The sequence below is a fragment of the Micromonospora sp. CCTCC AA 2012012 genome, assembly GCF_040499845.1.
GTDB classification, from domain to species: Bacteria; Actinomycetota; Actinomycetes; order Mycobacteriales; family Micromonosporaceae; genus Micromonospora; species Micromonospora mangrovi.
The window spans coordinates 4448767-4471164 of the sequence record NZ_CP159342.1; the positions used below are offsets into that span (position 1 = coordinate 4448767).

The 22398-nt window shown below is 71.6% G+C and carries 19 protein-coding genes; 4 read left to right on the forward strand and 15 right to left on the reverse strand.

Translation table 11 applies throughout. The features are described from left to right. Positions 1–4 precede the first annotated feature (4 nt). The 9 genes from ABUL08_RS19555 to ABUL08_RS19595 form a co-directional block, all read right to left on the reverse strand. Positions 5–1285: an ABC transporter permease gene (locus ABUL08_RS19555; protein ID WP_350931365.1), complete on the reverse strand. Its 1281-nt coding sequence runs from the start codon at positions 1283–1285 to the stop codon at positions 5–7. A gap of 4 nt (positions 1286–1289) precedes the next feature. Beyond that, the gene (locus ABUL08_RS19560; protein ID WP_350931366.1) at positions 1290–2621 is read right to left on the reverse strand and encodes an ABC transporter permease; all 1332 of its coding nucleotides are present in this window, start codon (positions 2619–2621) and stop codon (positions 1290–1292) included. Continuing rightward, on the reverse strand, positions 2618–4189 hold the full coding sequence (locus tag ABUL08_RS19565) for an ABC transporter ATP-binding protein (protein ID WP_350938729.1): 1572 nt from the start codon (positions 4187–4189) through the stop codon (positions 2618–2620). Before ABUL08_RS19565 ends, ABUL08_RS19560 begins: the two co-directional genes overlap by 4 nt. A 204-nt stretch (positions 4190–4393) precedes the next feature. Continuing rightward, positions 4394–5464 carry a BMP family lipoprotein gene (locus tag ABUL08_RS19570; RefSeq protein ID WP_350938731.1) on the reverse strand — a complete coding sequence of 357 codons (1071 nt, stop codon included), beginning with the start codon at positions 5462–5464 and terminating at the stop codon, positions 4394–4396. A gap of 277 nt (positions 5465–5741) precedes the next feature. Beyond that, positions 5742–6083, reverse strand: coding sequence for a hypothetical protein (locus ABUL08_RS19575; RefSeq protein WP_350931367.1), 342 nt, complete (start codon positions 6081–6083; stop codon positions 5742–5744). 148 nt (positions 6084–6231) lie between these two features. Next, positions 6232–8043, reverse strand: coding sequence for a glycoside hydrolase family 13 protein (locus tag ABUL08_RS19580; protein ID WP_350931368.1), 1812 nt, complete (start codon positions 8041–8043; stop codon positions 6232–6234). Positions 8044–8233: 190 nt separating this feature from the next. Then, positions 8234–9133, reverse strand: a complete 900-nt coding sequence (locus ABUL08_RS19585) for a sugar ABC transporter permease (protein ID WP_350931370.1) — start codon at positions 9131–9133, stop codon at positions 8234–8236. Then, on the reverse strand, positions 9130–10770 hold the full coding sequence (locus ABUL08_RS19590; RefSeq protein WP_350931371.1) for an ABC transporter permease subunit: 1641 nt from the start codon (positions 10768–10770) through the stop codon (positions 9130–9132). Before ABUL08_RS19590 ends, ABUL08_RS19585 begins: the two co-directional genes overlap by 4 nt. Further along, positions 10770–12026, reverse strand: a complete 1257-nt coding sequence (locus ABUL08_RS19595; RefSeq protein ID WP_350931372.1) for a sugar ABC transporter substrate-binding protein — start codon at positions 12024–12026, stop codon at positions 10770–10772. Before ABUL08_RS19595 ends, ABUL08_RS19590 begins: the two co-directional genes overlap by 1 nt. A 198-nt stretch (positions 12027–12224) precedes the next feature. Here ABUL08_RS19595 and ABUL08_RS19600 point away from each other — a divergent pair, with 198 nt between their 5' ends. Next, on the forward strand, positions 12225–13316 hold the full coding sequence (locus tag ABUL08_RS19600; protein ID WP_350931373.1) for a LacI family DNA-binding transcriptional regulator: 1092 nt from the start codon (positions 12225–12227) through the stop codon (positions 13314–13316). A 210-nt stretch (positions 13317–13526) separates the two neighbouring features. After that, positions 13527–15164: a glycoside hydrolase family 13 protein gene (locus ABUL08_RS19605; protein WP_350931374.1), complete on the forward strand. Its 1638-nt coding sequence runs from the start codon at positions 13527–13529 to the stop codon at positions 15162–15164. 147 nt (positions 15165–15311) lie between these two features. On the opposite strand, the gene ABUL08_RS19610 is transcribed toward ABUL08_RS19605, so the two are convergent. From ABUL08_RS19610 to ABUL08_RS19635, 6 genes are all read right to left on the reverse strand, one after another. Next, the gene (locus ABUL08_RS19610) at positions 15312–15755 is read right to left on the reverse strand and encodes a hypothetical protein (protein WP_350931375.1); all 444 of its coding nucleotides are present in this window, start codon (positions 15753–15755) and stop codon (positions 15312–15314) included. A 155-nt stretch (positions 15756–15910) separates the two neighbouring features. Continuing rightward, positions 15911–16279, reverse strand: a complete 369-nt coding sequence (locus tag ABUL08_RS19615; protein ID WP_350931376.1) for a GntR family transcriptional regulator — start codon at positions 16277–16279, stop codon at positions 15911–15913. A gap of 1 nt (position 16280) precedes the next feature. Next, on the reverse strand, positions 16281–17225 hold the full coding sequence (locus ABUL08_RS19620; RefSeq protein ID WP_350931377.1) for a YihY/virulence factor BrkB family protein: 945 nt from the start codon (positions 17223–17225) through the stop codon (positions 16281–16283). Between the two features lie 57 nt (positions 17226–17282). Next, entirely contained in the window at positions 17283–17867 is a 585-nt protein-coding gene (locus ABUL08_RS19625; RefSeq protein WP_350931378.1) for a 2'-5' RNA ligase family protein, read from the reverse strand. 23 nt (positions 17868–17890) lie between these two features. Continuing rightward, a complete protein-coding gene (trpS, locus tag ABUL08_RS19630; RefSeq protein ID WP_350931379.1) occupies positions 17891–18916 on the reverse strand; it encodes a tryptophan--tRNA ligase in 1026 nt (341 codons plus the stop codon). Between the two features lie 33 nt (positions 18917–18949). Beyond that, complete coding sequence (locus ABUL08_RS19635; RefSeq protein ID WP_350931380.1) at positions 18950–19975, reverse strand: hemolysin family protein; 1026 nt, start codon at positions 19973–19975, stop codon at positions 18950–18952. Positions 19976–20142: 167 nt separating this feature from the next. On the opposite strand from ABUL08_RS19635, the gene galE reads away from it, so the two are divergent. After that, positions 20143–21126: a UDP-glucose 4-epimerase GalE gene (gene galE / locus ABUL08_RS19640; protein WP_350931381.1), complete on the forward strand. Its 984-nt coding sequence runs from the start codon at positions 20143–20145 to the stop codon at positions 21124–21126. Beyond that, entirely contained in the window at positions 21123–22301 is a 1179-nt protein-coding gene (gene galK / locus ABUL08_RS19645; RefSeq protein ID WP_350931382.1) for a galactokinase, read from the forward strand. The genes galE and galK overlap by 4 nt, the downstream gene beginning before the upstream one ends. The last annotated feature ends 97 nt before the right edge of the window (positions 22302–22398 follow it).

Consider the following 22398-nt stretch of genomic DNA (forward strand, 5'->3'; position numbering starts at 1 on the left):
CCCGTCAGCCCTTGATGTACGGCTTGCCGTCCGCGGCCGGCGCCCGGACCCGGCCGACCAGACCGGCCACCGCCAGGATCGTCGCCAGGTAGGGCAGCATCGCCAGGAACTGGCTGGGGATGCCGCTGCCGATCGCGCCGAGGTACGTGGCGAGCTGGTCGGCGAAGCCGAAGAAGAGCGCCGCGAGCAGGGCGCCCGTCGGGCTCCACCGGCCGAAGATCAGCGCGGCCAGGGCGATGAAGCCCTTACCGCCGATCATGTTCTTGGTGAACGAGTAGAGCGCCAGGGTGTACGACGCGCCGCCGATGCCGGCGACCACGCCCGCCATCAGCACGTTCCGGTAGCGCAGCCGGAGCACCTTGACGCCGAGCGTGTCGGCGGCGGTCGGGTGCTCGCCGACCGAGCGGGTCCGCAGGCCCCACCGGGTGCGGAACAGCGCGATGTGGATGACCAGCACCAGCAGCAGGCCGAGATAGAGGAAGATGTTGCCCCGGAACAGCGCCGGCCCGATCAGCGGGATGTCCTTCAGCAGCGGGATCTCCCAGTTGGAGAAGCGCGGTGCGCTGTTGTACTTCGTCGCGTCGGTCTGCATCAACCGCTCGTAGAGGAAGCCGGTGACACCGACCGCCAGCAGGTTCAGCACGATGCCCATGACCACCTGGTCGACCAGGTAGCGGATGGCGAAGACGGCCAGCAGCAGCGAGATGAACGCGCCGCCGATCGCCGCGGCGACCAGGCCGACCCAGACGTTGCCGGAGAGGCTGCCGAAGAGCGCGCCGCTGAAGGCGCCCATCAGCAGCTGTCCCTCGATGGCCACGTTCACCACGCCGGAGCGTTCGCAGAGCACGCCGGCCAGCGCACCGAAGATCAACGGCAGGGCCAGGACGAAGGTGCCCCGGATGATGTTGACCAGGGGCATGAAGTTACGCCCGGCGGGGGCGGCGGAGACCTGCCAGCACAGGAAGCTCAGCACGAAGGCGACCAGCCCGACGCCGAGCAGCACGGTGAACCAGCGCTTCGGCACCCCGGCGAGCAGGGCCGCACCGGCGACGGCGGCGATGATGCCGAAGCCGATCGCGCCGATCGTGCCGTTGATCTCCAGTGCCGCGCCGCCCTCGGTCTCGCTGAGGGTGAAGCGGGCCGCCTGGCCGGTGGCGAGCGCCCCGAAGAGCACGGCGGCGAGCACGCCCAGCGCCAGCAGGACCGCCCCGACCTTGCGGGTACGCGTCCAGAAGCCCTCGTCGACCGTCGCGACGGCGACGTCGGGGACAGCGGTGGTGGACATCGCCTTACCAGCCCTTCGCCAGGCTCGTCTGCAACCGGGCGGCGCGGGCGGCCCGGAGCTGGAAGATCGCCTTCACCAGGGCCGGTGCGGCGATGAAGATGACGATCAGCGCCTGGAGCACGGTGACCAGCTCCAGCGAGATCCCCGAGTACGACTGCATCCGGTTGCCGCCGGCCTGGAGCGCGCCGAAGAGCAGCGCCGCGAGCAGCACGCCCCACGGCTTCACCCGGCCGAGCAGCGCCACCAGGATGCCGTCGAAGCCGATCTGCGCGACGACCTGCGGGGTCAGCGCGTCGGCGGTCGAGCCGAGCACCATGTTCGAGCCGCCGAGGCCGGCCAGCAGGCCCGCGATCACCATGATCAGGACGTACGTCCGGGTGACGCTGATGCCCGCGGTCCGCGCGGCGTCCGGGTTGGCGCCGACCGCCCGCAGCTCGAAGCCGAGCGTGGAACGGTTGAGCAGCCAGGCGACGAACCAGGTGGCCAGCACCGCGAGCAGGATGCCGGCGTGTACCCGCAGGTCGGACCCGAGGATCCGGGGCAGCTGGGCGGAGGACTCGACCGGCTTGCTGATCGCGTCGGCGCGGTTCGGGTTCTGCACCCCGTTCTGGACGATGATCCAGGACAGGAAGTAGACCGCCACGTAGTTGAGCATGATCGTGTTGATCACCTCGTGGGCACCGGTGCGCGCCTTGAGGATGCCCGGGATGAAGCCCCAGATCGCACCGCCGACCGCGCCGGCGAGCAGCGCGACGAGCAGGTGCAGCCCCGGGGGCAGCGGGAACGCGAAGCCGGCGACCGCGGCCAGGATGACGCCGATGGTGGCCTGACCCTGGGCGCCGATGTTGAACAGGCCGCCGCGGAAGGCCAGCGCCACCGACAGACCGGTGAAGACCAGCGGCGCGGCGTAGGTGAGGGTCTCCGAGATCGGGCTCAGCGCCGCGCTGAACCCGGACGCCTCCGGGTCGAAGATGGCGCCCTTGAAGAGGTTCGCGTACGCCTCGCTGACCACCGTCCAGCTGGAGTTCAGCGCGTCCGCCGGGCGGGCGGTGATGTAGCTGTAGGTGGCCAGCACCTCCGGGTCCGACACGATGATCAGCACCGCGCCGATCACCATCGCCAGCACCAGCGCGAGCAGCGTGACGGTGACCGTGTTGGCGGCCCAGAGGTTGTCCACGAAGAGCCGGCCCAGCGAGGGGCGGGGCTGCTCGTCGGGGCGCTTCGGGGCGGTCATCGTCGCGGCGCGGTCGGTGCCGCCACCCGCGCTCTCCGCCACCTGCGCCTCGGTCGCCGGCTCCTTGTCCGGCGAGCCGGACACCGGGTTGGGGTTGCTCATGCCTGGTCCTCTTCGACAGGGGCCTCGGGGGCGACCGCGTCCGGCGTACCGGCGGGGGCGGTGTCCGGGGTGATGCCGGCCATCAGCAGGCCGATCTCCTCGCGCGCGGTGTCCGGGCCGACGATGCCGATGATCCGGCCGCGGTACATCACCGCGATCCGGTCGGCGAGGCCGATCACCTCGTCCAGCTCGCTGGAGACGACCATGACGGCGGTGCCGACGTCCCGCTCGCGGATGACCCGACTGTGGATGAACTCGATCGAGCCCACGTCCACGCCCCGGGTCGGCTGGGCGGCGATGAAGAGCTTCAGCGGCCGGGACAGCTCCCGGGCGACGATCACCTTCTGCTGGTTACCGCCGGAGAGGGTGCCCACCGACGCGTCGGCCGAGGAGGTACGGATGTCGAACTGCTCGATCCGCTCCCCCGCCGACTTCTCGATCGCGTCCGGCTTCAGCGAGATGCCCTTGCCGAAGGGCGGCTGGTCGTAGATGTCCAGCACCAGGTTCTCCGCGACGGAGAACTCCTTGACCAGCCCGTCGACGCTGCGGTCCTCGGGGACGTAGCCGACCCCGGCGCGGAGCACCTTCTTGGTCGGCCAGCCGTGCACGGGCTGCCCGTCGAGGGTGATCGTGCCGGCGAGCGCGGGCCGCAGGCCCATGATCGCCTCGATCAGCTCGGTCTGGCCGTTGCCCTGCACGCCCGCGACGCCGAGCACCTCACCGGCGTGCACCGTCAGGTCGACGCCGTCGACCGCCCGGATCCGCCGGTCGTCGTCGACCACCAGGCCGGCGACCTCCAGGATCGGCTTGCCGGGGGTGGCCGGCTGCTTGTCCACGGTGAGCCGGACGTTGCGCCCCACCATCAGGGCGGCCAGCTCGTCGCGGCTCGCCTCGGGGGAGGCGGTGCCGACGGTCTTCCCGCGCCGGATCACGGTGATCCGGTCGGCGATCGCCTTGACCTCGCCGAGCTTGTGGGTGATGAAGACGATCGACTTGCCGGCGGCCTTGAGCGACCGCATGACCGCCAGCAGTTCCTCGGTCTCCTGCGGGGTGAGCACGGCGGTCGGCTCGTCGAGGATCAGCAGGTCGACGTCGCGGGTGAGCGCCTTGACGATCTCCACCCGCTGCTGGATGCCGACCGGCAGGTCCTCGACCACGGCGTCCGGGTCGACCCGCAGGTTGTACCGCTCGGAGACCTCGGCGACCTCGCGCCGGGCCCGCCGCCGGTCCAGGAAGCCGGCGATGCCGCCCCGGACCTGCTCGGCGCCGAGCATGATGTTCTCGGCCACGGTGAAGACCGGCACCAGCATGAAGTGCTGGTGCACCATGCCGATCCCGGCCGTGATCGCGTCGGACGGGCCCTTCAGCTTCAGCGGCTGGCCGTCCACCAGGATCTCGCCCTCGTCGGGCTGGTAGAGCCCGTAGAGGACGTTCATCAGGGTGGACTTGCCGGCACCGTTCTCGCCGAGCAGGGCGTGAATCTCTCCAGGCTCCACCGTCAGGTCGATGTGGTCGTTGGCGACCAGATCACCGAACCGCTTGGTGATGCCGCGCAGTTCGAGTCTCAGCGCAACCTCCTGGAGTGCGAGCGAGGGTGTGCAGCGTAGCCGCTGCCTGGCCGGCCTCCCGGGGCGGGCCGGCCGAGGGGTGGAGCGGATCGGCCGCCCCGGCGGTCGCGGGTCTCCCCACGTACGCCGGAGCGGCCGATCGTCATGCCTGGTGCCCGCCGGCCCCCGCTGCCGATGTTTCCACCGCGAGGGCCGGACGGAGGGTCACTTGGACGGCTGGGCCTTCGAGGTGACCGTGATGGTGCCGGCGGAGATGTCCGCCTTCAGCTTCTCGACCTCGGCCTTGAGGTCCGCGGGGACCTTGCTGTCGAAGTCGTGGTACGGGGCGATCGAGACACCGTTGTTCGCCAGGGTGCCGACGAAGCCGGGCTTCGCCTGGAGCTTCTCGCCACCGGCGGCCTTGAGCACGGCCTCCTTGACGGCGTCCTGGATGTTCTTGACGACCGTGGTCAGCAGCGCCGGGCAGTTCGGGGTGCTCTTGCAGCCGTCGGTGTCGACCCAGACCACCGAGTACTTGCCACCCGAGGCCTGCGCGGCGGCGGTGGTGCCGAGCCCGGCGCCACCGGCGACCGGCATGATGATGTCCGCGCCCTGGGCGACCAGGGTGTCGGAGACCTTCTTGCCCTCGTCCTGCTTGGCGAAGTCGTTGGTGAAGGAACCCTTCTGGGTCGCCTTGTCCCAACCGAGCACCTGGACGTTCTTGCTCTTGGCCTTGTTGTAGTACGCCACGCCGTCGGCGAAGCCGTCCATGAAGATGGTCACCGGCGGGATCGGCAGACCGCCGTAGGTGCCCACCTTGCCGGTCTTGCTCATCCCGGCGGCCAGGTAGCCGGCCTGGAAGGCGGCCTGCGCGGTGTCGAACTGCATCGGGTAGATGTTGTCCACACCCGGGTTGGCGTCGACGATGCCGAACTGCTGGTCCGGCTTCGCGGCGGCGGCCTTCTTGGTGGCGTCCTGCATCAGGCCACCGACGGCCAGGATGAAGTCGCACTTCTGGTTGACGAACCCGGTCAGGTTGACCTCGTAGTCCGCCTCGGCCTTCGACGCGACGTACTTGATGTCGATGTTGTCGTTCTGCTTCTTCGCCTCCTGGAGACCAGCCCAGGCGGAGGTGTTGAACGACTTGTCGTCGATGCCGCCGACGTCGGTCACCATGCAGGCGCTGTACTTCTTGCCGCCGTTGCCACCGGCGTTCTTGTCGTCCTTGGGGGCCTCACCACACGCGGCGGCGCCCAGCACGAGCCCACCCGCCACGAAGGCGGAGGCGATCCGCATCCCACGCACAGAGCGCAAGACGTCTCCTTCCCATTGCACACCGCGTTCACCGCGGTGGCAGCCCTTGAGCCGGCCTGCCCTGCGCCGCCGGCGTCCCACGTTACGGACGGGAGCGTACGCCCGCGCCCACCCACCGGCCGCCAATCGTGCACGACTGTTGAGTGCCTGTTACCCCTACGTAACCCTTGGGTGGGGCAGATCACTTTTCGTGTCGCACTCGTTGCGCCGAGGGTGTCGCGAACGTCCGTTTCCCGCCGCCTTTCCCCTGGTCGGAAGGCTAGCGCCAGAAGACCGCCACGGCCGCGTTGACCAGGGTCAACCCGATGATGGCGAGGAAGTGGCCGCGGGCGACGGACTCCCGCTTACGCGAGAAGAAGACCATGACAAAGATGAGCAGGGCGAGCACCAACTTGGTAACAAGTTTGGCGGGCGCCGGCTCGTCGCCGTCCCGCAGCGGCGCGGCGAGGCCCAGGCCGGTCAGCAGACCGATCACCGAGCCCCAGAGCATGGCCGCGTTGATCCGCAGCCGACCGCTGACGTACTGGGCGATCGAGCCGCCGAGCAGCAGCGCGAACCCGATCAGATGGACATAGAGAAGTACCAGCCGGAGAGCTTCCACGCCGGCCATCCTCCCCCATCAACGACGGGGTGTAGTAGCCGGCCCGCGGAGTGAGCCCATACCGTGACCGGCGGCGAACCCGGAACTGGTGGCCTCCCTAGCGACAGGAGGCCACCGGCTCACGGTTCGCGCGCGATCTGGCGGGCGGTCAGCCCAGGCGCCAGACCTGGAAGGTGGGGCCGTCGGCGGGCAGCGCGACCGTGCCGTCGGCGTCGGGACGCAGGGCGGGCGCGCCGCCGTACACGTTCTCCCCCGCCGGGAGGCCGGCCAGCCGGACCGGGCTGCCGGCCGCCCGGCGGGCCAGCACCAGCACCGTGCCGGTCGGCGCCTCACGCAGGAAGACCAGGGTGTCCGCGTCGGCGTGCACCCAGCGCAGGCCACCGTGCCGCAGCGGCGGCTCGCCGCGCCGCAGCGCCAGCAGCGACCGGTACGCGTCGAACGTGCGCCGGTCCCAGCTCTCCGGCCGGTGCCACGGCATCGGGGTACGCGAGCCCTCCCCGTTGGTGCCGGTCAGCCCCAGCTCGTCACCGGCGAAGACGACCGGGGTGCCCGGCATGGTGGCGAGCAGTCCGGCGGCCACCTCCTGCCGGGCGGCGTCGCCGACCACGGTCCGGATCCGGGCCGAGTCGTGCGAGCCGAGCAGCTGCCACGAGTGCACGTACGACCGCCAGGAGATCAGCGAACGGTAGGTGTTCATGGTGGCCAGCACCGCACCGGCGTCCCGCCGCCGGACCCCGCCCGGGGTGCCGAGGAAGTTCGGCACCGGGTCGTCGCCGTGCCGCAGCCAGGACCAGACCGGGTCGGTGAAGCCGACGTAGTTCATGGTGCCGTGCCAGCCGTCCCGGTCCAGGTCACCGGTGTGGTCGTGGCCGTGCTCGGCGAGCAGCAGCCCGTCGGCCCGGGTCTCGGCGACCACCTCGCGCAGCAGCCGCGCCACCTCGTGGGTGTACGCGTCCGCGCCCCGCCGGCCGGTCATGTTGGCCACGTCCACCCGCCAGCCGTCCAGCCCGTACGGGGGGCGCAGCCAGCGGCGCAGCAGCGAGTCCTCGGCGGTGGCGAAGCGCCGGCGCAGCTCGGCGCTGCCCCAGTTCAGCTTCGGCAGCGACTTGACACCGTTCCACGATTCGTAGTCCCCGCCGGCCAGGTCGAAGTAGTACAGCTCCCGCTCGGGGGCGTGCACGTCGGAGACCGCGGTGGTGAACCACTCGTGCGCGTCGCCGGTGTGGTTGCTGGTGATGTCGCCGAGCAGCCGCCAGCCCCGGGCCCGGACCGCGTCGGCGAGCCGGGCGAGGGCGGCGTCCCCGCCGAGCAGCGGGTCGACGGTGTCGAAGCTGGCCGCGTCGTACCGGTGGTTGGAGCGGGCCGGGAAGATCGGGGTGAGATAGACGGTGTTCACGCCGAGCCGGTCCAGGTGGTCCAGCTTCGCCGTGATGCCGTCCAGGTCACCGCCGTAGAACTGGTACGGGGTCTCCGGGCCACGCCCGATGACGGGGGTGTCCCAGTCGCAGGGGATGGCCCAGTCCGGCGCGGTCCGGCCGTCGGCGGCCGCGGAGCGGGCGAACCGGTCCGGGAAGATCTGGTAGATCACCGCGTCCCGGGCCCAGGCCGGCGGCGGGGCGTGGCTGACCAGCTTGAAGTCGCCGTTGTCGGGCACGTCGTGGTCGACCAGGCCGGCGGCGTTGAGCCAGCGGTAGCCCTTCGCGCCGCTGAGCATGAAGCGGTAGTTGCTGACCGGGTTGCGGACCTCGACGTCGGCCCGCCACCACACGTCGCCGCCCTCGGTGCGGTCGACGGTGGCCTCGGCGAAGTGCGGCTCGCCGTCGCCGGTGGTCCGGACGTGCACCTGGCGGACGTCGGCGCCGGCCGGCACCCGGACGAAGACCGGGACGGTCAGGCCGAGCCGGGGTTCCTGCTCGGGGACGTAGGTGGCGGATCCGTCGTGGTGCGGCTGGAGGGACATGGCGATGCCTTTCGCGTCGGTCGGACGGGGAGAGGAAGGGGACCGACCGTCGCGACCGGTCTCCCGGCCGCGACGGCCCAACCCGAAACTGCTCCGGTGTACGTCGTCCGACGCCCTTGCCGCAGCGTGCTCTTCCGGCGGAGTGGCACCACTCACCTCGCGTTGCGCGGGCGGTGGCCACCCCTCCGATTCATCCCTTCACTGCTCCGGCGGTGAGGCCGGAGACGATGTAGCGCTGGAGGATCTGGAACACCAGCACCGTGGGGATGGCGGTGAGCAGGGTGCCCGCCGCGAACATCCCGAAGTTGTTGTTGCGTTCGCCGGCCACCAGGCCGAACATGCCGACCGCGAGGGTCTTCGAGTTCGGTTCGGTCAGGAAGACGTTGGCGATGATGAACTCGTTGATCGAGCCGATGAAGGCGAGCAGCCCGGTCACCGCCAGGATCGGCGCCACCAGCGGCAGCATGATCCGGAAGAAGACCTGGACGTGCGAGGCCCCGTCCATCGTCGCCGACTCGTCCAGCTCCTTCGGCAGGGTGTCGAAGAAGCCCTTCATCAGCCAGGTGTTCGCGCCCAGCGCGCCACCCATGTAGAGCAGGAAGAGGCCCCACGGGGTGTTGAAGCCGATCGCCGGGTACAGGTCGGTGATCGTCGTGAAGATCAGGAAGATCGCCACGATGGCCAGGAACTGCGGGAACATCTGGATCAGCAGCAGCGTGAGCAGCCCGACCCGGCGGCCGGCGAAGCGCATCCGGGAGAACGCGTACGCCGCGAGCGAGGACAGGAAGATCGACGCGAAGCTGGCCACCCCCGCCAGGAGCAGCGAGTTGAGGAACCAGTGACCGAAGGCCGTCTTGTGGAAGAGGTTCGTGAAGTTCTCCACCGACGCCCCGGTCGGCAGCAGCTCCGTCGAGGAGAGCGTGCCGAGCGGGTTGAGCGCCGCGGAGATCACGAACAGGATCGGGAAGATGCTGAACGCCACCGCCACGATCCCGACGAGGTGCCGCCAGCCCACCTGGGCGAACCAGCGGTTCTTCGACTTCCCGGTCGCGTTGCGGTTGGCGGTCGGGGCGTCCGCGTAGGTGGTCACGAGTAGACCTCCTCCTGCTTGCGGGTCCGGGCGAAGCTGACCGCCGACACCGTGGCCACGATCGCGAAGATGAAGATCGAGACGGCGGCCGCCAACCCGAACTCGGCGCCCTGGGCGCCGAAGGCGAGCCGGTAGGTGTAGGTGATCAGCAGGTCGGTGGCGCCGTTGGCCGGGTTGTCCGGCGCGAACGGGCCACCCTCGGTGGTCAGCAGGATCGCGTTGACGTTGTTGAAGTTGTACGCGAACGACGCGATCAGCAGCGGCGAGAGCGCGACCAGCAGCAGCGGCAGGGTGACCGCCCGGAACGACTGCCACGGCGTCGCGCCGTCGACCGACGTGGCCTCGGTCAGCTCCCGCGGGATGGCCTGGAGCGCACCGGTGGCCACCAGGAACATGTACGGGTAGCCCAGCCAGAGCTGCACCAGCAGCACCGCGATCCGGGCCGACCAGCTGCCGCCGAACCAGTCGACACCGACCCCGAAGAGGTTGTTGATCAGGCCGAAGTCGGTGTTGAACATGTCCCGCCAGACCAGCAGCATCGCGAACGACGGCATGGCGTACGGCAGGATCAGCAGCACCCGGTAGAAGTTGGTGCCCTTCATCCGGGGCGAGTGCAGGGCGAGCGCGATGGCCATGCCGAGCAGGAAGGTGAAGCCGGTGGAGCCCAGCGCGAAGGCGAAGTTCCAGGCCAGCGTGCCGAAGAACGGCCCGGAGATGCCGGGGTCGGTGAGCACCCGGCTGAAGTTCTTCAGCCCGACGTTGACCTTCCAGCCCTGGGTCAGCCGTTCGCCGTCGGCGGCGACGAAGGAGCCGGCACCCTCGTCGGCGGTCCAGGTCTTGCCGCTCTCGCTGTCCTTGATGCAGTCGCACCCGGCGTCGTACGCCCGGATGGCCTTGCCCTCGTAGGCGCGGGACAGGCCGGAGGAGCGCAGCGCACCACCGGCGGTGGGGACCACCAGGTCGGTGATCTCCTTGCTGCGGGCGCTGGCCTGGCCGAAGTTGAGCACGGTGTAGCCGTCGGCGGCGGTGACCTTGCCGGTCGGGGTGACCGTGACCTGGCCGGGGTCGAGCTTGCGCAGCCCACCGGCGTCACCGGCGGAGACCTCGCGGGTCTTCGGGTCGGTGACCAGGAAGACCAGCGGGCCGGTGGCCGGGTCGCCCTTGGTGGCGATGGAGAGCGCGTACTCGGCGGAGCCGGGGACCTGCTTCACCGAGGAGCTCTGGATGGCGACGATCGCGTCGTCCTTGGTGCCGCGGTGGCCGTCGCCGAAGTTCGTGAAGGCGGTGCTGGCGGTGTAGAGCACCGGGAAGATCTGGAAGGCGATCAGGAAGAGCGTGCCGGGGACCAGGTACTTCGCCGGGATGTGCCGCCGGGTGAGGTAGAGGTAGAACAGGACGGCGGTGGTGGCCACCAGGATGGCCAGGCCGGTCCACATCTTGGCCTCGATGAGCGGGAAGGCCGCCCAGAGCGCGATCCCGGCCACCAGGCCGAGCAGGACCACCTTGACGATGAGGCCGGTCACGGTGATCGGCGCGTGGTTCCGCGCGGTACGGGACTTGCGCGGGAGCCCGGAGCGAACGGGCCCCCGGCCCGGGGTCTGCGTGGCAGACCCCGGGCCGGACAGCGACGTGCTCATTACTTGATCTGACCCTGGATGGTCTTGCCAGCGGCCGTGATCGTCTTGGCCGGGTCGGCGCCACCGATGATGGCGGCCTCCGCCTTGCCGAACGGGTCCCAGATCGCGGCCATGGCCGGGATCGCCGGGAGCACCTGGCCGTTCTTACCGGCCTCCGAGAACTTCGCCAGGTCCGGGTCCTCGCCCTTGACCTGGTCGAACGCGGCGGTCAGCGCCGGCGGGCGCGGCTCGGCCTTGTAGAGCGCGACGGCCAGCTCGGGCTTGGTCACGTAGTTGCTGACGAACTCCTGGGCCAGGGCCTTGTTCTTGCCCTTGGCGGCGACGTAGAACGCCTGGACGCCCACGAACGGCTGGGCCTCCTTGCCGCCGGCGAAGCCGGGGACCGGGGAGATGTCGTACTTGATGCCGGCCTTCTTGGCGTCGGCGATCGCCCACGGGCCGGAGACCAGGTAGGCGCACTTCTTGCCGGTGAAGGTGGCGATCGAGTTGTCGCCGGTGATGGAGCGCTTCAGCGCACCGTCGCCCTTCTCACCGAGCTTGGCGATCTTCTGGAAGGCCGCGATCGACTCCGGCTTGCCCACGCCCAGGTCCTTCGGGTCGTAGTCGCCGTTGGCGCCGGTGCCGAAGAGGTAGCCGCCACCCGAGGTGTACAGCGGGTAGATGTGGTACGCGTCGCCGTTCTGGCCGGACTGGAGGCAGAGGATCTCGCTGGCCTTCTTCTGGGCCTTGAGCTGCTTGCCGGTGGCGACCAGTTCCTCGATCGTCTTCGGGGCGTTGGGGGCCAGCTCGGTGTTGCGGATCAGCGCGATGTTCTCGGTCGCGTAGGGCACGCCGTAGAGCTGACCGTTGAAGGTCACCGCCTTGATGGCGGTCTCGTTGAACGCGCTCTTCTGCTCGGCGGCGAGCTGGACCGGGTCGATGGCGCCGTTCTGGACCAGGTTGCCGATCCAGTCGTGCGCGCCGACCACGACGTCCGGGCCGCTGCCCTGCTGCGAGGCGGTCACGAAGTTGGTCTGCAGGTCCTTGGAGACGGCCTGCACCTCGACGGTGACCCCGTTCTCCTTGCCGAACTGCTCGGCGAACGGCTTGAGGGCGGCGGTCCGCTTGTCGTCGGCCCAGATGACCAGCTTGCCGCTCGCGGCCGCCGGCTTGGCGGACTCCTTGGCGGCCGGCTTGTCGCTGTCGCTACCGCCGCAGCCGGAGGCGGCGAGCGCCAGGCCGAGGACGGCGACCACACCCGCGGTACGGATGCGCATCGGTACTCCTGTCGTCATGGCGGCCCGCCGGGGGAAGGGCGGCCCGCCAGTGGAAACCTCTGAAAGTTCTTGCTGACCGGCGCCGGGGTGCTGCGCCGCTGCTCTCGCATGTTGCGGGGACGTTAGCAAGAGGTTGCAGAGAATGGAAGGGCTTGCAGAAGTGTACGCAAGAACTTGCCCTTGAGCTAAAGTGCCGCCATGCGCGCTCGACTGTCCGACATCGCCCAACAGGCCGAAGTCAGCGAGGCCACGGTGTCGCGGGTGCTCAACGACCGCCCCGGAGTGGCCCCCGAGACCCGGCAAGCCGTCCTGACCGCCCTCGATGTGCTCGGCTACGAGCGCCCCGCCCGGCTGCGCAAGCGCAGCGCGGGTCTGGTCGGCCTGGTGGTGCCGGAACTCGACAACCCGATCTTCCCGGCGTTCGCCCAGGTCATCGAGTCGACCCTGGCGCAGAGCGGCTTCACGCCGGTGCTGTGCACCCAGACCCCCGGCGGGGTCACCGAGGACGAGTACGTCGAGATGCTGCTGGACCGGCAGGTCTCCGGCATCGTCTTCGTCTCCGGGCTGCACGCCGACACCGCGGCCAACCACGACCGCTACCGGGCGCTGATCGCCCGCCCGCTGCCCGTGGTCATGATCAACGGGTACGCCCCCGGCATCCCCGCCCCCTTCGTCTCCTGCGACGACCGGGAGGCCACCGAGCTGGCCGTCGCCCACCTGGTCGCGCTCGGGCACCGGCGGATCGGCCTGATCACCGGCCCGGACCGGTTCGTGCCGGTGCAGCGCCGGGTGGCGGGCTTCCGGGCCGCCGTACCGCGGCTGGCCGGCGTGCCGGAGAGCGAGCTGGACGACCTGGCCGAGCTCTCCCTCTTCGGCGTCGAGGGCGGCGAGGCCGCCGCCGGCCGGCTGATCGAGCGCGGCGTGACCGGCATCGTCTGCGGCTCCGACCTGATGGCCCTCGGCGCGATCCGGGCGGCCCGGCAGCGCGGGCTCGCCGTACCGGCGGACATCTCCGTGGTCGGTTACGACGACTCCCCGCTGATGGCCTTCACCGACCCGCCGCTGACCACCATGCGCCAGCCGGTCACGGCGATGGCGGTGGCCGCCGTCCGGGCGCTGGTCGACGAGATCAACGGGCACGCCGCCCCGCACTCGGAGTACCTGTTCCGTCCGGAGCTGGTGGTGCGCGGCTCGACCGCCGTCATCCGGCAGCCGGACGCCCCGGCGGCGCCCGCCACCGGCCCGGCCCGGCAGCGCCCGGCCACTCCCACCCTCGCCGTACCGGCCTGAGTCGTCCCCGCCCGCAGCGCGCGTCCTGACCAGTGGGACAGCGCGGCGGGTGACGACGCGCTGGCCGGCGGGTGATTGCCGTCATTTCTTGCGCAAGGAATGCTTGACTCTTGCAGCGCTCGGGCGGCATCCTGCTCTGACACCCGCGCCCACCACCCACCCCCGCGCGGCGTGCCGCCGTCCCGCGCCAGAGAACGGGGTTCGACACCGATGACCTCCGCCACCACCCCCGCCCCGCTGACCTCCGACGACGACTGGTGGCGCTCCGCGGTCGTCTACCAGGTCTATGTCCGCAGCTTCGCCGACGCCAACGGCGACGGTGTCGGTGACATCCCGGGCATCCGGGAGCGGCTGCCGTACCTGCGGGAACTCGGGGTGGACGCGCTCTGGTTGACCCCCTTCTACACCTCGCCGCAGGTCGACGCCGGCTACGACGTCTCCGACTACCGCGACGTCGACCCGCTCTTCGGCACGCTCACCGACTTCGACGCGATGATCACCGACGCGCACGCCCTGGGCCTGCGGATCATCGTCGACCTGGTGCCCAACCACACCTCCAGCGCGCACCCCTGGTTCACCGCCGCCCTCGCCGCCGCGCCCGGCTCCCCGGAACGCGAGCGCTACCTCTTCGCCGACGGCAAGGGCGAGCAGGGCGAGCTGCCCCCGAACGACTGGGAGAGCATCTTCGGCGGCCCCGCCTGGACCCGGGTGCCGGACGGCCAGTGGTACCTGCACCTGTTCGACCCGGCCCAGCCGGACCTGAACTGGCGGCACCCCGAGGTCCGCGCCGAGTTCGAGGACGTGCTGCGCTTCTGGCTCGACCGGGGCGTGGACGGATTCCGGATCGACGTGGCCCACGGCATGATCAAGGCCGAGGGGCTGCCGGACGTCGGCTTCAACTCGATGACCACCGGCCAGCGCCAGTCCGAGCTGCTGGGCAAGGGCCGGCTGCCGTACTTCGACCAGGACGAGGTGCACGACATCTACCGCGCCTGGCGGCCCATCCTGGACAGCTACCCGGGTGGCCGGATGGCGGTCGCCGAGGCGTGGGCGGAGACCCCGCAGCGACTCGCCCGCTACATCGGCCCGGACGAGCTGCACCAGGCGTTCAGCTTCGACTTCCTCGACGCCACCTGGTCGGCCGACTCGTTCCGCAAGGTGATCGACACCGCGCTGGCCGAGTCGACCATCGTCGGCGCCCCGACCACCTGGGTGCTCTCCAACCACGACCGGCAGCGTCACGTCACCCGCTACGGCGACGGCGAGGTCGGCCTGCGCCGGGCCCGGGCCGCCGCCCTGCTGATGCTCTCCCTGCCCGGCTGCGCCTACGTCTACCAGGGCGAGGAGCTGGGCCTGCCCGAGGTGCTGGACATCCCCGACGAGCTGCGCCAGGACCCGGCCTTCCTGCGGACCGGCGAGAGCCGGGACGGCTGCCGGGTGCCGATCCCGTGGAGCGGTGAGCTGGCCCCGTACGGCTTCGGTCCGGCCGGCAGCGAGCTGAGCTGGCTGCCTGCCCCCGCGACCTGGCGGGCCCTCTCGGTGGCCGCCCAGACCGGCGTGCCCGGCTCGACGCTGGAGCTCTACCGGGCGGCCCTGCGGATCCGGCACGAGCACCCCGCGCTGGCCGGCACCGCCGGTGGCGTGGTCTGGCTGGAGACCGAGCCCGGCGTGCTGGCCTTCAGCCGCGCGGCCGGCCCGGCCGTGCTGACCTGCGTGGTCAACCTCAGCGGCGCGGAGGTGACGATCGACGGCTACGGCCAGCCGGTCGTGGCCAGCGCCGACCTCACCGAGCGGGGCGACGGACACGTCCTGCCGGTGGACGCAGCTGCGTGGTTCGAACGGCGCTGAGCCGGGTAACCCGCCATTGACCTGGTCGTCCGTTGTGCCCCGCGCCGACGGGCGACTGGGCTACCGACCCCTTGTGGTGGGGGGTGAGGTGGCGCCGGCGCCTCGGGGAGTCCGCTTCCCGGGGCGCCGGCGTCCATCTGGGGCCGGTCAGTCGCCCCGGCTGGTCAGCAGCTTGGCGATCCGGGTGAAGCCGGCCCGCAGCTCCGTCTCGCTCGGCGCGGTCAACGGCTCGGGGGCCGGCTCCCGCTCGGCGGCCAGCTCCAGCTCCTCGTCGATCACGTCCTCGAAGTCGCCGTAGAGGTCCGCCTCGTCGGTCCGGGCGGCCTCGTCCTCGGCGGCGATCTGCGCGGCGGCGATCTCGCCCCGGATCTCCTCGGCCGACAGCGCCGGCAGCAGCGGCTCGACCACCGCCATCAACTGCTCCTCGGCCACCACCGCCTCGGCCAGGGCGAGCGCGTGCGGTCGCTCGTACGGCCCGCAGACCACCGGTTCCCACTCGTCGGCGTCACCGAGCGGCCCGAAGGTGATGATCCACGGCAGGCCGAGCATCGGCGAGTCGTCCGGCAGGTCCAGCGTCACGAGTGCCCCCATCGGCCCATCATCGCCGCCCCCGGCGTTGACGTGGGGCGCACCCGCCAAGATCCGCACCAGTTCAGGGAAAGAGTGGCCTCGGCACGCCGGAAAGCCCCTCTTTCCGGGAAAGTGCGCGGCCGCGGAGGGGGCGCGGCCCGAGGTGGGGCGGGGTGTCAGGCGGGGTGGGTGGCGTCGAGGGCGGCGCGGACGAGGGCCAGCGCGCGGTCCCGGGGTACCCCCAGCCGGACCGCCTCGGCGGCGTACTCCGCCGCCGCCCGCTGCAACCGGTCCGTCGCGTCGTCGCGGCCGGGAGCCACCACGGTCCCGTGCCGGCCCCGGGTCTCCACCAGCCCGGCCGTTTCCAGCTCCCGGTACGCGCGGGCCACCGTGTTCACCGCCAGCCCGAGGTCGCCGGCGAGCTGCCGGACGGCGGGCAGCCGGGTGCCGACCGGCAGCCGACCGTCCCCGATCATGCCGGCGAGCTGCCCCCGCACCTGCTCGTACGGCGGCACCGGGGAGGACTGGTCGATCCGGATCCGCACCTCAGCCCGCCCCTCCCGGCGCACCCGGATCGGTCTCCGGGTCGATCTCGTCGGCCTCCACGTCCACCTCCGCCGCCGCGCCCCCCTCGGCCAGGTCCACCACCCGACCGGCCCGGCTGGTGGCCGCCAGGGCGGCGCCGAAGAGCACCAGCTGGTTGAGCAGATAGAGATAGAGCAGCAGCCCCACCGCGGTCGCCACCACGGTGTACGCGGGGTTCCGCTCGGTGCGTACCACGTAGTAGCGGCCGACCGTGTTCAACAGGGTGATCCCGACGGCGACCAGCAGCACCACCGGCCGCAGCCGTCGGCGGCTCATCCGCAGCCGGGGCACCGCCACCAGCAGCGCGGTCGCCAGCACCGCGTTGACCAGGACACTGAGCACCGCGCTGATCGTGGTCAGCCCGACCGATCCGGTGCTCTTCAGCAGGTAGCGCAGCACCGACTCCAGCGCGTCGACGGCCGCCACCGAGATGCCGAGCATCACGAAGACCGCCACCAGCACGCCCAGGTCGACCAGGCGGCGGATGATCAGGTTGCCGGGCTGCTGGTTGAGCCCGTACATCAGGCGCTGCGAGGAGCGGATCGCCTCCACCCAGCCGATCCCGGTGAAGACCAGGATGACCAGGCCGATCACCCCGACGGTGTTGCTGCTCTGGGCGATCTGCTGCGGGTCGAGGAACGGCAGGTTCTCCTCGAGGAAGTTGGCGGCGGCGGCGCTGACCTCGTCGTTGTCCTGCAGGATCGCCCCGAAGATCCAGTACGCGACCAGGGCGAGCGCGAAGACCGCGAAGAAGCCGTAGTAGGCGATGGCCGCGGCGAGCCGGCCGGCCAGCACGTCGGTGTAGAGCGTGCCGGCCCGCCACACGTGGTCGAAGGCCGCCGAGCGGTCCCGTACCGCGTCGATCCGACGCCCCAGCCCGGCCTCGATCCGGCCGATCACGTTCACCACGTCATCCTCGCCGATCCGTCGGCGGCGCGCGGGCAGCCCGGCCGGGTGCTCAGCTCAGCCGCCGAGGCGGAAGTCGCGGCGCGGCTGCCACCGGGCCTGCCCGCTGTGCGAGAAGAGGGTGAACGCCTCGACCTCGAAGAGCGCCGAGAAGTCGGCCAGGTCCTCGTACGCCCGGTCCAGCGCCTCCGGCGCGACGTCCTGGGCCACCGTCACGTGCGGGTGGTAGGGGAAGCGGGTCTCCCGGTGCAGTTCGGGCGCGGCCCGGATCGCGCCGGCCAGCAGCTCGCACTCGCTGATCCCGGCCGCGACGGTCACGAAGACCACCTGGGTCACCGGCCGGAAGGTGCCGGTGCCCCGCAGGTGCAGGGTGAACGGCAGGTGCGTGGCGGCCACCGCGGCGAGGTGCGTCTCGACGGCCGGCAGCGCCGCCACCGGGATCTCGGTGGGCCCGAGCAGGGTGACGTGGGCCGGGACCACCTGCGGGTCGCCGGCCTCGACCCGGCGGCGGGTGAGGATGCCGCCCCACGGCTCGGGGATGTCCACCGCGATCCCGATCTGGATGGTGTCGCCGGCCGCCGGCTCCCCGTCCCTGTGATCCACGCTCCGCGCCACCCCTCCGGCCACCGACTGCGTCCCCACCCGTACCCGTCGCGCCCGGTCCGCTACTCGGCGCGGACCGGCGGGAAGAACCCGACCCGCTCGTACGCCGTCCGGAGCGTCTCCGCCGCGACCGCGCGAGCCTTCTCCGCACCGTGCGCGAGCAGCTTGTCCAGCTGGGCCGGGTCGTCCAGATAGCCGCGGGTGCGTTCCTGGATCGGGGTGACGAAGTCCCGCACCACCTCGGCGAGGTCCTTCTTCAGGTCGCCGTAGCCCTTGCCCGCGTAGGCGGCCACCAGGTCGTCGATGCTCCGCCCGGAGAGCGCGGAATAGATGGTGAGCAGGTTGGAGACGCCCGGCTTGCCCTCGGCGTCGAAGAGGATGTCGCGGCCGGTGTCGGTGACCGCCGAGCGGATCTTCTTGGCCGAGCGGGCCGGGTCCTCCAGCAGGTCGATGATGCCGGCCGGCGAGGAGGACGACTTCGACATCTTGGCCGTCGGGTCCTGCAGATCGGTGATCTTCGCGGTGTCCTTGACGATGTGCGGCGACGGGACCGTGAAGGTGGGCCCGAAGAGCGAGTTGAACCGCTGCGCCAGGTCGCGGGAGAGCTCCAGGTGCTGCCGCTGGTCCTCACCGACCGGGACCGCGTGCGCCTGGTAGAGCAGGATGTCCGCGGCCTGCAGGATCGGGTACGTGAAGAGGCCGACGCTGGCCCGCTCGCTGCCCTGCTTCTGCGACTTGTCCTTGAACTGGGTCATCCGGCTGGCCTCGCCGAAGCCGGTGATGCAACCGAGCACCCAGGCCAGCTGCGGGTGCTCCGGCACCTGCGACTGGACGAAGAGCGTGCTGCGCTCCGGGTCGAGGCCGACCGCGAAGAGCTGGGCCGCGGCGACCCGGGTCCGCTGCCTGAGCACCTTCGGGTCGTGTCCCGCGGTGATCGCGTGCAGGTCCACCACGCAGTAGAACGCGTCGTGGGTGTCCTGCAGGGCCACCCAGTGTCGTACCGCGCCGAGGTAGTTGCCGAGGTGGAACGAGTCGGCCGTCGGCTGGATGCCGGAGAAGACGCGGGGGCGGGCGGGTACGTCGGACATGCCGGCAATTCTGTCAGCAAGGCACGGCGTACGTCATGACGGGCCGGCGCGTCGGGTCTCCGCCGGCACCGCCGGGGCGGTGACCTCGCGCCGCTGTTCCGGCAGGCGTGCCGCGGAGACCGCGAGCCGGGACACCCGCCGGCCGTCCAGCGCCAGCACCCGCAGCAGCCAGCCGCCGGGCGGGTCCGCCGGGTCGGGTCCGCGCGCGTCTTCCGGGCCGGGGGTCACCGGCACCTCGTCACCGGCGACGGGGAGCCGGCCCAGGGCGGCCATCACGAACCCGCCGACCGTCTCGTACGGTCCGGCGGGCAGCGGTACGCCGGTGCGTTCGGCGAAGTCGGCGAGGTTGAGCCGGCCGTCGACGACGGCGGGCAGGCCGGTGTGGGCCGGCTCGGCCGTCGGGTCGTACTCGTCGTGGATCTCCCCGACCAGTTCCTCGATCAGGTCCTCGCAGGTGACGATGCCGGCGGTGCCGCCGTACTCGTCGACCACCACGGCGAGGTGGTGCCCCTCGCGGCGCATCTCGGTGAGCGCGGCGAGCACCCGCTTGCTGCCCGGCAGCTGCTTGACCTCGCGGGTCAGCTCCCCGACGGTGGTGCACGGGTCGCGGTCGGGACGCAGCAGCATGTCCCGCAGGTGGACGAAGCCGACCACGTCGTCGTGGGTGCCGTCGACCACCGGGTAGCGGGTGTGCGTCTCGGCCCGGACGAGGCGTTCCGCCTCGGCGATGGTGAGCCGGGCGGAGAGGAAGACGACCTCGGTGCGCGGCATCATCACCTCGCGGACCAGGCTCGCGCCGGCCACCAGCACCTCGTCGATGATCCGCCGCTCGTCCGGGTCGAGGACGGTGTTCGCGGCGACCAGGTCCCGCAGCTCGGCCTCACTGATCTGCTCCCGGCCGGCGGTGGGGCTGGCCCCGAGCAGGTCGGTGACGAGTCTGGTGGCCCCGTCCGCCGCGCGGACCACGAGCCGGGCGACGGTCCGGGCGACCGGGCCGGGTTCGCGTCGCGGCCGTCCCGGCGGTCGTCGTCGCGGTCCGGAAGCGCCTGCTTCCCGCATGACAAGGATGGTAGACAGCCTCGGCCCCACCACCCCGCCGATGTTCAGATCTGTTCAATCGTGGCGGATCGTGGTGGAATACCAGCGGAGAGCGTGCGCACCGGTCCCCGCCGTAGGGTGATCACGAGCGGCTGCGACGGGACGCGGCCAGGCAGGAGGAACCCGACGTGAAACTGCTCGTCACCGGCGGCGCCGGCTACATCGGCAGCGTGGTGACCCGGATGCTGCTCGACAACGGCCACGACGTGACGGTCCTGGACGACCTGCGGACCGGGCACCGCGAGGCCCTCGCCCCCGAGGCGACCCACGTCGACCTGCCGATCCACGAGGCCGCCCGGGTGCTCACCCCGGACGCCGGCTTCGAGGGCGTGCTGCACTTCGCCGCGCTGATCGCCGCCGGCGAGTCGATGGTCAAGCCGGAGCTGTACTGGCACACCAACACCATCGGCTCGCTCGCCCTGATCGACGCGGTCCGCGCCGCCCGGGTGCCCCGGTTGGTCTTCTCCTCCACCGCCGCCGTCTACGGCAACCCCGTCGAGCTGCCCATCCCGGAGACCGCCGTCAAGGCCCCCACCAGCACCTACGGGGCCACCAAGCTGGCCGTCGACATGGCGCTCACCTCCGAGGCGATCGCCCACGACCTGGCCGCCGTCTCGCTGCGCTACTTCAACGTCGCCGGGGCGTACCAGCACGGCGGCCACGCCATCGGCGAGCGGCACGACCCGGAGACGCACCTGATCCCGATCGCCCTCCAGGTGGCAGCCGGCAAGCGGGAGAAGCTCCAGCTCTTCGGCGACGACTACCCCACCGTCGACGGCACCTGCGTCCGCGACTACATCCACGTCGAGGACCTGGCGAGGGCCCACCTGCTGGCGCTGACCGCCGCGGTGCCCGGTCGACACCGGATCTACAACCTCGGCAACGGCAACGGCTTCACCAACCGTCAGGTGGTCGAGGCGGTCCGCGAGGTCACCGGCCACCCGGTGCCGGTCGAGGTGGCCCCCCGCCGCGAGGGCGACCCGGCCGAACTGGTCGCCTCCTCCGCACTGGCCCGCGAGGAGCTGGGCTGGGTGCCGGCGAAGCCGACCCTCCAGGACATGATCGGCGACGCCTGGGCGTTCTACCGCGCGCACGTGCTGGAGCAGCGGTGACCGAGCCCGGCACGCCGCTGGAGGCCGTCGCGGCCCGCGCCACCGCCGGCTTCCGGCAGCGGTACGGGGCGGAGCCGGCGGGCCGCTGGGCGGCTCCCGGCCGGGCCAACCTGATCGGCGAGCACACCGACTACAACGACGGTTTCGTGCTCCCCTTCGCGCTCCCACTCGGCACGGTGGTGGCCGCCGCGCCGCAGGACGGCGAGCGGTGGACCGTCTGGTCGGAGCTCTCCGAGGAGCCGATCGAGTTCGGCGCCGCCGAGGCCGACGAGCCGGGCCGGGTCACCGGCTGGGTGGCGTACGTGGCCGGGGTGGTCTGGGCGCTGCGCGCCGCCGGGCACGCCGTGCCGGGCGCCCGGCTCGCCATCGCCTCCGACGTGCCGGTCGGCTCGGGGCTCTCCTCCTCGGCGGCCATCGAGGCGGCGGTGCTCGCCGCGCTGGTCGACCTGGGCGGCCTGGACCTGCCCACCGACCGGTGGCCCCGGCTCGCCCAGCGCGCCGAGAACGACTACGTCGGCGCGCCCACCGGGATCATGGACCAGTCGGCGGTGATCCGTTGCCGGGACGGGCACGCACTCTTCCTGGACTGCCGCAGCGAGGAGGTCGACCACATCCCGTTCGACCTGGCCGCCGCCGGGCTGGCCGTGCTGGTGATCGACAGCCGCGCACCGCACCGGCACGCCGACGGCGAGTACGCCTCCCGCCGGAAGTCCTGCGAGCGGGCCGCCGAGCAGCTCGGGGTGCCCGCCCTGCGGGACGTCCCCACCGACGGCCTGGACGCCGCGCTGGCCCGGCTCGACGACGACGAGACCCGCCGCCGGGTCCGGCACGTGGTCACCGAGGACCAGCGGGTGCTCGACACCGTCGCGCTGCTGCGCGCCGGCCGGGTACGCGACATCGGGCCACTGCTGACCGCCTCGCACGCCTCCATGCGGGACGACTTCGAGATCACCGTGCCCGAGATCGACACCGCCGTCGAGGCGGCCCTGACCGCCGGGGCGTACGGGGCCCGGATGACCGGGGGCGGCTTCGGCGGCTGCGTCCTCGCCCTGGTCGACGCGTCCACCGCCGACGCCGTGGCGCAGGCCGTCACCGCCGCGTACGCCGCCCGCAACTTCACCACCCCCCGCACCACCACGGTCACCCCCGCCCCCGGCGCCCACCGCCTCGACTGAGCGACCTCCGGCACCCCTGTTACACGGAAAGAGTGGCCATCCGAGCCGGGATGGCCACTCTTTCCGTGAATTCGCGTGCTGCGGTGGAGAAGGATGC